The sequence below is a fragment of the Runella limosa DSM 17973 genome, from assembly GCF_000482465.1.
GTDB classification, from domain to species: Bacteria; Bacteroidota; Bacteroidia; order Cytophagales; family Spirosomataceae; genus Runella; species Runella limosa.
Map to the genome: position 1 here is coordinate 161,913 of NZ_KI519422.1, position 14,211 is coordinate 176,123.

The 14,211-nt window shown below is 45.7% G+C and carries 13 protein-coding genes; 7 read left to right on the forward strand and 6 right to left on the reverse strand.

Annotated elements, in window-relative coordinates; all coding sequences use genetic code 11:
• Nucleotides 1–82 precede the first annotated feature (82 nt).
• On the reverse strand, nt 83–2,239 hold the full coding sequence (gene recQ / locus K339_RS0118640; protein WP_028524958.1) for a DNA helicase RecQ: 2,157 nt from the start codon (nt 2,237–2,239) through the stop codon (nt 83–85).
• 135 nt (nt 2,240–2,374) lie between these two features.
• Here recQ and K339_RS0118645 point away from each other — a divergent pair, with 135 nt between their 5' ends.
• From K339_RS0118645 to K339_RS0118655, 3 genes are all read left to right on the forward strand, one after another.
• Nucleotides 2,375–2,809 carry a DUF5990 family protein gene (locus tag K339_RS0118645; RefSeq protein ID WP_028524959.1) on the forward strand — a complete coding sequence of 145 codons (435 nt, stop codon included), beginning with the start codon at nt 2,375–2,377 and terminating at the stop codon, nt 2,807–2,809.
• A 134-nt stretch (nt 2,810–2,943) separates the two neighbouring features.
• Nucleotides 2,944–3,282, forward strand: coding sequence for a PadR family transcriptional regulator (locus K339_RS0118650; RefSeq protein WP_028524960.1), 339 nt, complete (start codon nt 2,944–2,946; stop codon nt 3,280–3,282).
• Between the two features lie 35 nt (nt 3,283–3,317).
• Nucleotides 3,318–5,993, forward strand: coding sequence for an ABC transporter permease (locus K339_RS0118655; RefSeq protein WP_084332256.1), 2,676 nt, complete (start codon nt 3,318–3,320; stop codon nt 5,991–5,993).
• Between the two features lie 34 nt (nt 5,994–6,027).
• Here K339_RS0118655 and K339_RS0118660 read toward each other — a convergent pair whose 3' ends face one another.
• The 3 genes from K339_RS0118660 to K339_RS0118670 form a co-directional block, all read right to left on the reverse strand.
• The gene (locus tag K339_RS0118660; protein ID WP_028524962.1) at nt 6,028–6,282 is read right to left on the reverse strand and encodes a hypothetical protein; all 255 of its coding nucleotides are present in this window, start codon (nt 6,280–6,282) and stop codon (nt 6,028–6,030) included.
• Nucleotides 6,279–6,815, reverse strand: coding sequence for a hypothetical protein (locus K339_RS0118665; RefSeq protein WP_028524963.1), 537 nt, complete (start codon nt 6,813–6,815; stop codon nt 6,279–6,281). Before K339_RS0118665 ends, K339_RS0118660 begins: the two co-directional genes overlap by 4 nt.
• Nucleotides 6,816–7,073: 258 nt before the next feature.
• On the reverse strand, nt 7,074–9,611 hold the full coding sequence (locus tag K339_RS0118670; RefSeq protein WP_028524964.1) for a glycosyl hydrolase: 2,538 nt from the start codon (nt 9,609–9,611) through the stop codon (nt 7,074–7,076).
• Between the two features lie 229 nt (nt 9,612–9,840).
• Here K339_RS0118670 and K339_RS0118675 point away from each other — a divergent pair, with 229 nt between their 5' ends.
• From K339_RS0118675 to K339_RS0118685, 3 genes are all read left to right on the forward strand, one after another.
• A complete protein-coding gene (locus K339_RS0118675) occupies nt 9,841–10,386 on the forward strand; it encodes a ferritin (protein ID WP_028524965.1) in 546 nt (181 codons plus the stop codon).
• Nucleotides 10,387–10,565: 179 nt separating this feature from the next.
• A complete protein-coding gene (locus K339_RS0118680; protein WP_028524966.1) occupies nt 10,566–11,066 on the forward strand; it encodes a hypothetical protein in 501 nt (166 codons plus the stop codon).
• The gene (locus K339_RS0118685) at nt 11,063–11,263 is read left to right on the forward strand and encodes a helix-turn-helix transcriptional regulator (protein ID WP_028524967.1); all 201 of its coding nucleotides are present in this window, start codon (nt 11,063–11,065) and stop codon (nt 11,261–11,263) included. The genes K339_RS0118680 and K339_RS0118685 overlap by 4 nt, the downstream gene beginning before the upstream one ends.
• 45 nt (nt 11,264–11,308) lie before the next feature.
• Here K339_RS0118685 and K339_RS0118690 read toward each other — a convergent pair whose 3' ends face one another.
• Both K339_RS0118690 and K339_RS34120 read right to left on the reverse strand, forming a co-directional pair.
• Entirely contained in the window at nt 11,309–12,058 is a 750-nt protein-coding gene (locus K339_RS0118690) for a M15 family metallopeptidase (RefSeq protein ID WP_037301089.1), read from the reverse strand.
• 12 nt (nt 12,059–12,070) lie between these two features.
• On the reverse strand, nt 12,071–12,850 hold the full coding sequence (locus tag K339_RS34120) for a DUF4846 domain-containing protein (RefSeq protein WP_037301091.1): 780 nt from the start codon (nt 12,848–12,850) through the stop codon (nt 12,071–12,073).
• 200 nt (nt 12,851–13,050) lie between these two features.
• Here K339_RS34120 and K339_RS0118700 point away from each other — a divergent pair, with 200 nt between their 5' ends.
• Nucleotides 13,051–14,211, forward strand: coding sequence for an MFS transporter (locus K339_RS0118700; RefSeq protein ID WP_028524969.1), 1,161 nt, complete (start codon nt 13,051–13,053; stop codon nt 14,209–14,211).

A 14,211-nucleotide genomic window follows, 5' to 3' on the forward strand; every position in this document is an offset into this window, starting at 1 on the left:
CGCCACTGTTAGCTCTTGGCGATGATTCAATTGTACTCAATTGTTGTAGCGTCAATTCTACGGTTTTCCTTTGCGATTATCTCTAATCTTTGTTGTTATTTTTCCCCCACAAAGCCAGTGCAATTCGCAACTTATAATACTCATAATGCCCCTCTAAATGCTCAAAAAGCGGTTTGAGTGCGGCGTTGGGGGCGATATTGAGCGCCTCCGCTGCTTCCGTAATGGTGCGGTAGTCGTTTTTGGTGAGGTATTGCCAAAGGTCAATCTCTTGGCCATCTTCGTAAAGTTTGGCCAAATGCGAGTAAATCGTCAGTTCGTTCAAATTTCGTCGTTGGGCGATTTGCTGAGGCGAAAGTCCTTGCTTGTATAAATCGTGGGTTTCGATGTAAGTCATTCCGCTGACGATACGGGTGCCTGGGGCGGTTTTTTCGCGGGCATATTCCAAAATTTCATTGATAAACGCTTCGCCATAATGTGCCACTTTGGCTTCCCCCACTCCCGATACCTGAAGCATCTGAATGCGGTTGACGGGGCGTTTTTCAGACATATCAGATAGCGTAGCGTCGGAAAAGACCACAAAAGGCGGAACGTTTTCTTCTTCGGCTAGGCGTTTGCGTACCTTGCGTAGGCGTTCAAAGAGTTCGTCGCGGATGATTTCTTTTTTGGTTTTTACGGGTTCGGCTTGTTCTTCTTGACGTTTGCGTTTTTCTTCGTACGACTCAAAACGCACCAATTCTACCTTTCGCTCATTGCGCAGTACTCGCCACGAAATCTCGTTGAGTTTCAGCGCGTGTGCTTCGTCGTAGGCTACGTCCATGACGCCCGAGTTGAGCATTTGGGTCAAGTATTCGGCCCATTCTTCAGCGCGCAAATCGCGACCTACGCCAAACGTCTTGATTCTATCGTACCCACGTTCGGTGACGTTTCGGTTGTGCGAGCCCCGCAAAACATCAATGAGCATTCCCATCGCAATTTTTTGGTCGGTACGGGCAATGGCCGACAGGGCTTTTTGGGCCGATACGGTGGCATCAAACTTTGAGCGAGGATTGCGGCATACGTCGCAGTTGCCACAATCGCGTTCGACGGTTTCGTTGAAATAACTCAGCAAAATTCGACGGCGGCAGTGGTCGGCCTCGGCGTATTGTTTCATGCGGTCGAGTTTGGCAAACTGAATGTCTTTCATGTGCTGCGGCAATTCCGAATTTTCAATCATGTCGCGGCGCATCATCCAATCGGCAAAACTGTAAAACAGCATCGTCGTCGATTTGAGGCCATCGCGGCCTGCTCGTCCAATTTCTTGGTAAAAACTTTCGACGTTGCCAGGCATGTTGTAGTGAATAATCCAACGGACGTTCGATTTGTCAATGCCCATCCCAAACGCAATCGTAGCAACCATGACCTGAACGTCGTCGCGGAGAAAATTATCTTGGGCCGCAGAACGATCTTCGGCGGGCATTTTGGCGTGGTAAAAACGAGCATTGATGCCTTTCGCACGAAGTTTTAAGGCAATGTCTTCGGTAGTTTTTCGGGCTAAACAATAAATAATGCCAGGCTGATTGGGGTGGTCGTGAATAAATTGTTCGATGACCTTGATGCGATTTCGTCCAGGCAAGACATTGAGTGAAAGGTTGGGGCGGTCAAACGACGCTTCAAAAACCCGCGCTTCTGGAATGCCCAATTGTTTTAATACATCGCGACGAGTAACGCGGTCGGCCGTGGCCGTGAGAGCAATCATCGGGACATCGGGAAAGGCCGTTTTGAGAACGTGGAGTTGGGTGTATTCGGGGCGAAAATCATGTCCCCACACCGACACGCAGTGCGATTCGTCCACGGCAATGAGGTTGACTTTGAGTGCTCTAACAAAGTCTAAGCAGCTCGGAGTTAGGAGTTTTTCGGGGGCAATGTACAACAACTTGATTTCGCCCGCGTAGCATTGTCGTTCGATGGCGTATTGTTCGCTGCTGCTCAGTGTGCTATTGAAGTACGCGGCTTCGACACCATTGCCGCGCAATGCCTGCACTTGGTCTTTCATCAGGGCAATCAGCGGCGATACCACAATCGTGATTCCCTCGGTCATGAGGGCTGGCACTTGGTAGCAGACCGACTTCCCGCCACCCGTAGGCATTAGCACCATACAATCGTTTCCTGCCGATACCCAGTCAATAATCTCGGCTTGCAACGGCCGAAAGGTATCGTACCCAAAATACTGTTTTAAGATTTGTTCTTTAGTTGAAGACATTATTTTACTCGTTAGTCAATCCATAAATCAAGCTCTTCCCCAAGCCACCACAAAGATGGCTGTTTTTAAGACGTGGTAGGTAAGATAAAAGTTACTAAACCTTTATTGTGTATTTTTACGCAATAAACCTAAGCCATGGAAAAAGAGATTAACCTTCGCATTATTTTAGAAAAACCAACGGCAGACACCGATTTTGGGATTCAACAGGGGAGTGGGCATACGTACGTTACCCTGCAAAAACAAAAATCGACGGGGGAAGACCTTACGTTTGAAGCAACGGTACGCGTGAAGCCTTCTGCCGACGAATCTCCCGTTTTTCTGGGAGCAGTGACGCAAGGTCCTCCCAAAGAGCGTTTTATTTATATTGACATTGGCCGGGCGGCGGGGCAGCTAGATACGCTGTGGAGCCGTCGGCTCAAAATTCCTCTGAAGAGTATTACGTGGGAGCTGATTCAACAGCTGGATACAGCGCAACAAGCAGTATTGGAAGTCCGCGTTCCAGGGGTTGGCAAAGACGGTGGGCCTAACTGCGGCGGGGTCAAAAACGCCCTCTTCTCGTGTCCACAATAGTACATTCATTGTCCGTTTTTGGACATTACTTCTCCACTCAATAGGCTTAAAAAGGCCCAATTAAGCCATTTTGATAACTGGCATAAGATTTGATTTGCATTACTATAACTAATCATCCTGAATCAATAAGTAAGATGAAAAGAACCTTTCTGGGGGAGTTTGAAGAAATTGTTTTGCTCGTGGTAGCGGGTTGTTCGGAAGACGCCTACGGTGTCATCATTTGGGAACAGCTACAGCAGCAAACGGGGCGAAGCATTACCATCAGTGCGGTACACGCTACGCTGTATAGGTTGGAGGAAAAAGGATTTTTAAGCTCTCAGATGGGAGGCGCAACGGCTGAACGCGGTGGACGCCGCAAACGATTTTTTACCGTAACGGCTTTAGGTAGCCGAGCTTTGCAGGAAATCCAAGCCCTGCGTGATCAGCTTTGGAAATCAATCCCACAAGGAAAGTTGCAGTTGATTGGTCAATAGTTTTACAGTTTGGAGTTTACCGTTTACAGTTCGTTATGGCAATCCCAAAGAAACAATTAAAAACCCGAAGCCGCTCTAATGACGCTGTCGAGCCGCCTCATTGGCCAGCTCGTTTGTTGGACTGGTTTGTAGCGCCGCACTTACGCGAAGATTTGCAAGGTGACTTGTACGAAATTTTTCAGAAGCGAGTGCCGCAGGTGGGCATTGCCCGCGCCAAATGTGAATATACGTGGGCAGTGCTGCATTACCTGACGCCCTTTTTTTTTAAAAGACAACCAGAACAATATCCTCAACCCTTTTTTCTCACTCCAGCCATGATACGTAACTATTTTAAAATCGCCTTCCGAAACCTCGCTAAAAGTAAGGGGTATTCTTTTATCAATATCGCTGGTTTAGCGGTGGGTATGGCATGCAGCATTGTGTTGTTTTTGGTCATCAAACACGAAACAAGTTACGACCAAAGCCACACCAACGGCAACCGCATTTATCGGGTTGAAACGGAAAATGTAGAAGAAAAACATATTTATCCAGGTACATATACAGGCATGGTAAATGCCCTGCGCAATGACGTTCCCGAGGTAGAGTTGGTAGTGCCGCTGTTTAAAGTTTGGGGAAAGACCTTTTCTGTTCCTACTTCTGATAAACAATTCAAAGAATCGTTTGTGTTCGCTAACAATGATTTGTTTCATTTGCTTGATTATCAGTGGGTAGCAGGCAGTGGACGCACCGCGCTGTCGCAACCCAATACCGTAGTACTAACTCGTGCTTATGCCGAAAAATATTTTGGTACAACCGATATTATTGGCAAAACCCTGCAATTAGACGGCAAGCAAGACCTACAAGTGGCGGGCGTGTTGGAAAATCCTCCCACGACCAGCAGTTTTCCATTCAATATGTTGGTTTCGTTTGCAACCATCAAAAATACTGACCCAGACTTTGACCTTAATAAATGGAATGGCTGGGGGGATAATTTTCAGGTGTATGCGCTGTTGAAAAACGGCCTACGCTCCGAGCAATTAACCCAACGATTTTCAAGTATCGTCTTGAAATACATGGGAAAAGAAGCGCTGTCTGACAAGCGATTTGTGCTCAATCCTTTATCTGAGCTGCATTATGGCAGCAATATGAGTGGTAGAACGGCTAATATAGAACTCCTCAAAACACTATCGTTCATTGGTTTGTTTGTATTGCTTATCGCTTGTTTCAACTTTATCAACCTTACTACGGCTCAGGCATTTAAAAGAGTAAAAGAGGTAGGAGTTCGTAAAGCGGTGGGGAGCAGTCGTTTGTCGTTGGTGTATCAATTTTTGGCTGAGGCGGGGCTAATTACTTTTTGTGCGGCCCTGCTCGCCGTTTTGATTGTTCAACTTTCTTTGCCATTAGTGAATGATACGCTGTCGATTCCTCTTACTATTTCCGATTTGTTTAATTTGCCAATGGCATTGTTTCTCATAGGGTTGGTGTTTATAACCGCTCTATTGTCGGGTATTTACCCCGCTCTTCGGCTGTCGGGTATGGCTCCTATTTGGGCATTAAAAAATAACCCTTTTAGGCAAGGAAAACCACTTTTTACCCTACGCCAAGGCTTGGTGGTGGTTCAGTTTACTATCTCATTAATGCTGATTAGCAGCGCGTTACTCATCAATCGCCAATTGGCGTTTTTCCAAAATGCTGATTTGGGTTTTAATAAAACAGCCATTGTGACGGCAGGATTGCCAGACAACAGCCCAGCCAAACTACAACTATTACGAAATCGTCTTGTGGAGTTGCCCACGATAAAAGAGGTTAGTTTTTCATTCAATAGCGCTTCGGCAGAAACCAACTGGATGCAGAATATGGAATACCGACAAAGTGACAAAGCCATTCCTATCAAAACACAAATGAAAATGGCAGATGCAAATTTTCTACCTACCTATGGTATTCAGCTATTGGCAGGAGAAAACCTGCGCGACAGCGATACGTCTTCTGCCAATTTTAAAATTATGGCCAATGAGGTGTTTATTCAACGGATGGGAATCAGGCAACCGTTGGAGGCTGTGGGGCAAAAAGTGTATTATGGCGACGGGAAAGAGTTTGCTACGATTGTTGGCGTGATGAAAAACTTCCATGTCAATTCGTTACACCAAAAAATTGATCCGACGGTGTACCAGGTTGTTCCCAATAATTTTTACCAAGCAGGTATCAAATTGCCGAACGAAAAGCTCGAAACCATGCAAGCCGCTTTGATTCACATAGAAAAAGCCTGGAAGGCTACTTATCCAAACCATGTTTTTGAGTATAGTTTCCTAGATGAAACACTGGCGCAAGCGTATAAATCTGAAACTCGCACGGCAAAACTCATTGAAGTTTCTACTTTTTTAGCTGTTTTGATTGCTTGCTTTGGACTGTTTGGTTTGGCTACTTTTACCGCCGAACAACGCACAAAAGAAATTGGTGTACGCAAGGTTTTGGGCGCTTCGGTGCTTAGTGTTTGGGGGTTGTTGTCGAAAGAGTTTGTGTATTTGGTGCTTATTGCTTTTGTCATCGCTACGCCCATCGCCTATTATTTTCTTCAAGATTGGCTTACCAAATACGAGTTTCGCACGGAGTTGTCAGGGTGGATTTTTGTCTTGGCGGGCATAGGGGCTTTGGCCGTTACATTGCTTACGGTTAGTTTTCAGGCCATCAAAGCAGCGCTGGTGAACCCCGTGAAATCGTTACGAGCCGAATAGAGATTGGAGGAAGTAACAAATTGTTTAAAGTGTGTTACTTCCTCAATAATCTCATTTTTATTTCTGATAATTGCTTTTCTGAAAGCTCCGAACCATAGTACTCTTTAATAAGTTCGTACTTAAGTTCGGCTTCACTGATATCTGCCCCTAACCTTTTTTTTATACGTTTAATGGTCATTTGGCGTACGAAGGTCATCATTCCATCAAAGATTGTGAAACGTTCTTGGACGGTCTTAGATCTAATAATTTCAAATTGTTTGCGAGCAATAAAATCAGGTGTATCAGTCATAAATTAATTGTATATGTGTTGATATTCAATTCTTTAATCCAGAAACGTAAGTAGTCTCTATCTACATTGTCGTCAGTTAATAGTTGCTGTATATCATTGGCTTGGCGGTCACTGTAGATTTGTTGAATCCAAAGCAATTTTGCTAACAGAAGATCTTCCAGAGCAATTACCCAAATAGGAGTACCAAAATCTTCACTTAACCAACGACGTGAAAAAGCAGTTTTTGCATAGGCAGAATTTTTACGAAGGATAAAATCAATCTTATACCCTGTGTTAAAATCAATAAGGTTAAACATACCCTTTCGTTTGATTTCAGTCACAATCGTTGGTTCATGAAAATAATGTTCGGGAAATGAATCTAAAAAATTTTCGAGCTCTTCCTCCTTCAACTCTAATACGATATCAAGGTCTTGCGTCGTACGAATTACGGAATAGTAATTCATTGCGGCACTCCCTGTTAGCATATATGGTAAATTTAAGTCATCTAGTTTTTTGCAAACGGATAAAAAAAACTGAATGATGGAATCGTTCATGGTTTTGGGATTGAATAATTGCCTATTTTTTGAGAAACAATGTATTTATAATCTCTGATATTTTTTGTAAAAATACAATATGTGAGAAAGAAAACTGAGGAAGTAACAAAAACAAAAAATCGCCGTCGGTAGGACCAACGGCGATTTTCTCTCTCTAACAGCCATAAAAACGAATACGATTATCTATCTAATCATCTTCTTGCTTACCTGTACGTTGGTTAGAGAGGTAGCGTTGCAGAAAAAGTAAAAAAAAGTAAATTATTTTTTCTCCCAATACTCCATTTTTACTTCACCCAGCAATCCTGACGGCATAGGCTGCCACTTCGAAGCGTTGAAAGGCTTGTACTGAATGTCCACCATGTTGATTTCCTGAAATTTTTTCCAATCGGGCTGCTGCGTGTCGCGGAGGCGCATGTAGTTGGCCGAAAGGTTGGTTACTTCAATTTCAAGGGTATTTTGATTGGCTTTCAAACTCCCAGCGGGCAGTTCGAGACGGAAAGGCAAACTCCAGGCCGTACCGATTTTTTGCCCATTGAGCGTCACCTCGGCCACTTCGCGGACATCCCCCAAATCCAATACCACTTTACTCGCTTTTTCGAGGCCAGCAGGAACATCGAAAGTCAACGAATACCGCGCTGTCCCCGAAAAATAGCTGGCCGAATCCGATAAACTTGTCCATGAAACCAACTGAGTTAGCACCTTAGGTGCGGGTAAGTACGGCTTTCCTTCGACAAATGTTAGTTTCCAGTTGCCTTTTAGAGGGAAGGTTTGAGTATTGGAAAGGTTTTGAACTTTTCCAACGTTTGAGGCAACATCCAACATTAAAAAGCACGATTCTCCCGAAAGGAGAGACAGATAAATCTGTGTTTTACCTTGTTCCGTTCTAACGGACAATTCCATCGTTTTGTCGGTCAGCGGCTGGTACATATATACCTTTTGAGCAGTCGTCGCGAGCGTAATCCATCCTTCGCTGAAAAGCTGATTTTGGTTAGCGACAAAGTAAACCACTTTGCCATTTTGTACTTTGCGAATGTACCGCAAGCCGTTTTTAGCCCACGTTTCTTGGCGAATTTTTTGGGTGGCTAGGACACTTTCCAAGTCTTCAAGACTTGGAAAGTGGGTCTGTTGCCCTGCCCACGTTTGAAGGAGTTTTTGGAAAGACGCCGCCCGTTCAGCTTGTCGGACAAAACCCGTTGGGGTGCTGGGTAAATGTTCCATAAAGATTACCTTAACGCCTGCTTTTGATAATGCTGCGAGCCGCGAAAGAGTCGCTTCGGGTATATAAGTAGTGGCAGGAACCAAAATCATTTTGTACTTTTTGGTGGCCAACGACGCAAAGCGTTGCAACTGATCGTCGGAAATAAAATCAAACGAAAAACCGTTGTCCCAAAGCCAATTGCTAAGTTGCCCAAAAGGGAGTTTTAACAACCACTTGTCCACGTGGTGAACTTCTAACAAATGGATTCCTCCGTTGGCACGGGCTTTGGTCGCCCATAAGTCGTGGGCTGGAAAATAAACGAGTAAGTCGTTATCGGCTTGGCTGTTTTGCAAAATCGTTTGAGAACGTTCTACGTATTTGTTCAACAACGGATAGTGTTTCCAAAAGTGGGAATGAACGCCGTAGTTGGTAGAGGCATAAAACAACCAACCTGGGAAAGCTTCATGTTGGGGCGTGTAGGTTGTTCCGTGGTAAAACAAATGGTTGATTCCCGACACAAACAATTCATCCAACTGCGGCTTGATTTGTGAAAGTGAGACTTTAAAATGATTGGCCAACCACGTGGTACTTTCTGAGCTTACCCATTTTTTGGAGGCAAGGTGCGCGGCCGAACTCGCGAATTTCATGGCTAGGGCGTTAGGTGTTCCAAAACGGTCCACTTCGTACTGGTCGTCGATGCGTAATCCCTTAATCGGGAAACGACTTGTGCCAAACGATTCGGTTTCGGGAATGTCGGAGGCTTCGTACAAATCGAGCAAGTTGCCTGGCGAACCGTGGGCTTGGTAGCGCGTGACGAAACCTTGCTTGTGCGACCAATCAGTCCATTTTTTGGCATAATTTTCCAATAATAACTCCGAAAGCGTCTGGTGATAGTCGATTTTGACCAATGCCGTGGTGGTATCGGTAAAGGCCGCCCATTGGCTTTTGAGGTCGTAGCCGCGCCGTTTTTGAAATTCATTCAGAAAATCATCGGTCCAGTTGGCGCCGTAAACTTCGTATGAATCGTTGTACATGGCGCGAGGACGGTCTTTGAAATTGGCAAATGCCGAGTCAAAACGTTGAACATAATGCGGCATGGCTTTGGCCGAAAACGGGTCAAGTACCAGTCCTTCGCCTCCAGGAGCTGCTCGCTTGACGGCCTGTTTGGTGAGCGCGCTTTGAATTTCGCCGTTGACAAACTGCCATTTTTTGGCCGCAAATTCGGGCGATACGTTTGACCCGCCAAAAGGCCAGCCAGTACCTGTGGTCATATCGACACCCAGTCCGAGGCGTTTCCCTTCGCGAACCGTATGCGCAAGCACCTCCATCCAACGCGGGCTTAGGTACGAAATCGCTTGTTTTTCAAGTCCTTTGACGCCATAAATAGGAATAATGTGGACGCCTCCCAACCCCGCTTTGGCAAAGTTTTCGAGTTGCCACGTAATGTCGCTTTCGGTGACGGTGCTTCCCATCCACCACCAGTACGTCCAAGGTTTGGCGGTGTTAAAACTCGCTGAAGAGGCGGCCTTACTGGTCTGAGCTTGTGCTTTGATAGACAACGCCAAAAGTAATGCTGCTATCCATGTATTGAATCTCACTTGTATCGTTGTTTAAAATGATAAATGACTGGATTTGAAGATTGTTACGCAATTAAAAAGACAAATCTTGCTTTACTTACCTTCACTCTCCTGTAAATCGTAGGTTTCTCAAATTCAGACTCATTCCAAATTTTAGGTAAGCACGGTTGAAATAGAACAATTTTGCGTCAAAGGGTGTAGTATTGTTGATAAAAATGATGGAAACTTCCCATTTCAAACTAATATAACTATGAAAGATACCGTTCGTATGCGAACTTCGTTGAAAGAAGATTTAGAAATTGCTTTAAATGCACAAGTGAAAATGGAAGCCGAATCTTCGGCAAAATATTTGGCCATGGCCGCTTGGTGCGACCGCAATGGTTATTCTCACAGTGGCGATTTCTTTTTTGCGCAAGCCGACGAAGAACGTGGTCACATGCTCAAAATCTTTAAATTTATCTGCGACATGGGCGGAACGGCCATTACGCCCGATGTAGTAGGCATCCCCCAAGAATATCCATCGTTTCGCTCGGTATTTGAAACGGCGTTGGAACAAGAAATTATGGTTTCGCAGGCTATCAACCGCTTGGTAGGCATCAGCCGCCGCCTCGACGATTATGCGACCGAAAACTTCTTGCAGTGGTTTGTAAAAGAGCAAATTGAAGAAGAATACATTGCCCGTCGCCAAGTCGAATTGTTTGATGTGATTGGCGAAGAAGGCATTGGCCGTTTTACGATTGACATGGAAATCGCCAAAGTAACTTACCCAGGAGCCGCTGGCGAAGCAGAAGCGTAATTTTATCCACCTTCCCGAAAGTTTCAGAACTTTCGGGAAGGTCAAAAATAAAAGCGTACCGTAATTATTGCGGTACGCTTTTATTTTTGACTTTATGTAAAAAATATTTGCTTAAATGTAAAGTTTGCTTTACATTTGAATCGAAAATCAATTTTTCAAACAAAAACCTATTAACAGCTATGGATACCAAATTACTTTTGCCCAATCGCTTTAAGAGAATCGGTTGGTTGTTGTTTGTACCTTGTTTAGTGCTTACGGTGTTGGCGTTGTTGGAAGTAGCTCCCAGCGTCAGTTTTTTTGGAGGAGAACACTTTTTAGCAAAGTGGACGACGATAATGGTTTCTAAAAAAGACGGTTTAGGGGCTATATTAGAAGGAAATAATCCCGATTTTGCGGGTGAACTTTTAATGACCTTGACCGTGATAGGATTTTATTTTGTCGCCTTCTCCCGTGAACGCACCGACGACGAATGGATTATGAAAGTGCGCCACGAGTCGCTACTCTGGGGGTTTTATGTACACCTTATCGGATTTATTTTGGCGGTTTGGTTGTCGTATGGCCTTGATTTTTATTTGATTGTATCGTGGAATATGCTCACGGCACCGTTGGTCTTTCTGGCGCGTTTTCACTGGATTGTCTATGTAAAACCGTTTTTTGAAGAAAGGAGAGCTGCCGCATGAAAAATACGATTCACGTAGAAAGAGCTATCAAGCGCATCACCCAAGCCGATTTGGCCGAAGCCGTGGGCGTTTCGCGCCAGACCATCAATGCGCTGGAAGCGTCGAAGTATGTGCCGTCGGTTGTGTTGGCGCTAAAAATCGCCCGTTATTTCGATAAACCCGTCGAGGCTATTTTTGAGTTGGAGAAAGAGGATTGAGGCCCATAGTCCATAGTCTATTAACCAGCGACCATCAACCATGGACTAAAAAAGCAGCTCAGGACGATACTCGAAGTGCATGGTGTCGTAGTGATACCACTTTCCTCCCCAGATAAAGCCGTGTTTTTCAAAGATTTCTACTACTTGAGCGGCTATCTTGTTACGGTAGGAAAGTGGTACATTTTCGTCTTTGCAACGACAATCCCACTGCCAATAATGCGATAAATTGAGGTTAATGTCGATGGCTACGCCGTAGCTGTGCATACTGAGGCGGTTGGTGCCGCTGATAAGTCGCCACACAAACGTACCCGCAGGGTTATTGACGTATTTGAGTAATTCGGGATGCCGCTCTAACTCGCCCGAAACCGCCTGAAAGTGTAGATGAACATTATTGACTTTTGACACCATCAGTTTTTTCTTCAACGTACTGGGTAGCCACACAATCTCTACGAGGTTTTGGCGGACTTCAGCTTCGGTATTTCCGTACATTTTTCTAAAAAAAGGTTCGTACCGAAATCTTCCTGGGTCATGGTTGAGTTGAGGGGCTTTTTCTTGGCGTTTTTTGGAATATTTCTGTACCAGTTGGTCTTCCAAGTCGGCGTTTTGGAGAAGTTCGGCAAAAGTCTTTTTTTGTCCGTCGTCAAACGGCATGAGGGTAGAGTCTTTCCACATTATGCCCCTGTGGGTGGCGCGTACAATGTGGTCAGGATAAGCCCGTAGGTATTCCGACTGGGCGTGGCTGGTGAGGTTTAATACGATAAAAAAAGCGGGAATGAAAAGCTTGAAAAATGACATTGTCGAAATTCGTTAATTGTCCTTAAAACGTCGTAAGTCACTTGGTTCAAAAGTCCACTCAGGTGTTTCCAATGTCTCGTTTTTAAGTTCGTACCACGGGCTAAGGGTGGAGTTGTTGGGGTTTTTCAAAATCTGGGTTTCTTGGGCGGGCATGTAGCTTTGGGCTAACAAAAACAATTTTTGCCCCGTCGTAGGATTTTGAACCATGTCCACTACCATCACCGCATGACCGAAAGGTACACCTTTTTGAATAAAAACGTCACCGATTTTCAGGTTTTGCATTGAAATAGGCTGCAACTCGTCGTGCAACGAACGGGTGTTGGCCGACGCGAAAATGGACTCCATGTACTTCCAAAATGTTGGATACGAATAGTCGCCTTTGGCGTAGGTGCTGAAATAACGGGGCTTACCGTCGGCCAAAAAATTGAAATGAATTTTATCAAACTGCTTTTGCTGAAACAAATACTCCGCCCGCAACCGCATGACGGCATCGGCGCATTGATGAAGGTCTTTTTTACCAATGCCTAAAGCCACGACCGAAACATAGACGTCGGGCGTGTTTTTGGTACGGCCGTCAAAATAGAGCACTTTACTTCCCCAGAGTTTGAGCGGAAGCTGGCGCAAAAACGCTTCAAACGATGTGGGCGCAGCGGCAGTACGCTGAAACCCCGCAGGCGCTGGAAACCGCGCCGACAAGGTCGTGGCGGAGGGTGACACGGGGGCTTGGGCGTGGCTGGTTTGAGGCAGAAAGTTGACCCCAAAGAGCAGAAAACAGGCGAGGAAGCGGTTCATAGAAAAGAGTTTTTTTAACACGTAGCGCACAGAGAATAAACACATAGAAAATACACCTATGTTTTTTATGGGCAAAAGCTATCTGATCTATGTGGTTAACTAAAAAGCTTCGTGCAAGAGAGAGTTAATCGACTGTGGAAAAACGAAGCGATGGGCAATTCATTTTTGTGTAGCTTTAAAAACTTTTTTGAAACGCTTCTATGAAACGCCCTTTGTACCTTTTACCGTTGGTGGTTATTGCCCAGTTTGCGGGTACTTCGCTGTGGTTTGCGGTCAATGCCATTTTGCCTGCCTTACAGGCATTCCATTCTACCACTGCGGCCTTTATGCCTACCATGACCACGGCTGTGCAGCTCGGATTTGTGATGGGAACGCTGACGTATTCCTATTTCTCGATTGCCGACCGATTTTCGCCCGTGCGGGTGTTTATGGGCTCGGCGCTGTTGGCGGCGGGTTGTAATTTGGCCGTGTTGGCTACCTACGAATCACTGACGGCGATGTTGTTGGCGCGTTGGGGAGTGGGTTTCTTTTTGGCGGGTGTCTATCCTGTTGGGATGAAAATTTGTAGCGATTGGTACGAAGCAGGATTGGGCAAAGCCTTGGGCTATTTGGTGGGGGCATTGGTGTTGGGAACGGCGTTTCCGTACGCAATCAAGTCGTTTTCATTGACTCTGCCGTGGCAATACGTCATTGAAGCGACCTCTGCGTTGGCCGTTGGCGGCGGGCTCGTGGTGGGTTTGCTACTGCGCGACGGCCCGTACCGTCGGGTAGCGGGGCGGTTCAACCCTGCGGTGTTACGGGAGGTGTTTCGAGACAAGTTGTTTCGTAAATACGCCTTTGGGTACTTCGGGCACATGTTTGAGTTATATACCTTTTGGGCGTTTGTGCCCGTAATTTTGAGTAGCTACAACGAACGTACGCATCACTCCTTACCCGTGGCCTTGGTCGCTTTTGCGGTGATTGCTTCGGGGGCGTTGGGCTGCGTCCTTACGGGCGAATTGTCGCTTCGCTGGGGAAGTCATCGAACGGCTTGGTGGGCGCTGATGGTATCGTACTTTTGCTGTGTGGCAAGTGTATTTTTACCTACCTACTCACCCGCCGTATTGCTGGGCTTTTTGCTCGTTTGGGGCATTAGCGTTGTGGCCGATTCCCCTCAGTTTTCTACCTTGGTATCGCTCAATGCGCCCGCGCATTACCGCGCCACGGCGCTTACGCTGGTGACTTCCATTGGCTTTTTTATCACCATTCCGAGTTTGTACCTGATTCAGTGGCTTTTTGGCTTATACGGCCACTACGCCCTGATTGTCTTGGGCTTGGGTGGCGTGGTTGGATTGCGGGCAATGGGGACTTGGAAGGGGTGA

Coding starts and splice junctions, on each gene's coding strand:
- recQ (WP_028524958.1), bottom strand. CDS start 2,239: ATGTCTTCAACTAAAGAACAAATCTTAAAACAGTATTTTGGGTACGAT.
- K339_RS0118645 (WP_028524959.1), top strand. CDS start 2,375: ATGGAAAAAGAGATTAACCTTCGCATTATTTTAGAAAAACCAACGGCA.
- K339_RS0118650 (WP_028524960.1), top strand. CDS start 2,944: ATGAAAAGAACCTTTCTGGGGGAGTTTGAAGAAATTGTTTTGCTCGTG.
- K339_RS0118655 (WP_084332256.1), top strand. CDS start 3,318: ATGGCAATCCCAAAGAAACAATTAAAAACCCGAAGCCGCTCTAATGAC.
- K339_RS0118660 (WP_028524962.1), bottom strand. CDS start 6,282: ATGACTGATACACCTGATTTTATTGCTCGCAAACAATTTGAAATTATT.
- K339_RS0118665 (WP_028524963.1), bottom strand. CDS start 6,815: ATGAACGATTCCATCATTCAGTTTTTTTTATCCGTTTGCAAAAAACTA.
- K339_RS0118675 (WP_028524965.1), top strand. CDS start 9,841: ATGAAAGATACCGTTCGTATGCGAACTTCGTTGAAAGAAGATTTAGAA.
- K339_RS0118680 (WP_028524966.1), top strand. CDS start 10,566: ATGGATACCAAATTACTTTTGCCCAATCGCTTTAAGAGAATCGGTTGG.
- K339_RS0118685 (WP_028524967.1), top strand. CDS start 11,063: ATGAAAAATACGATTCACGTAGAAAGAGCTATCAAGCGCATCACCCAA.
- K339_RS0118690 (WP_037301089.1), bottom strand. CDS start 12,058: ATGTCATTTTTCAAGCTTTTCATTCCCGCTTTTTTTATCGTATTAAAC.
- K339_RS34120 (WP_037301091.1), bottom strand. CDS start 12,850: ATGAACCGCTTCCTCGCCTGTTTTCTGCTCTTTGGGGTCAACTTTCTG.
- K339_RS0118700 (WP_028524969.1), top strand. CDS start 13,051: ATGAAACGCCCTTTGTACCTTTTACCGTTGGTGGTTATTGCCCAGTTT.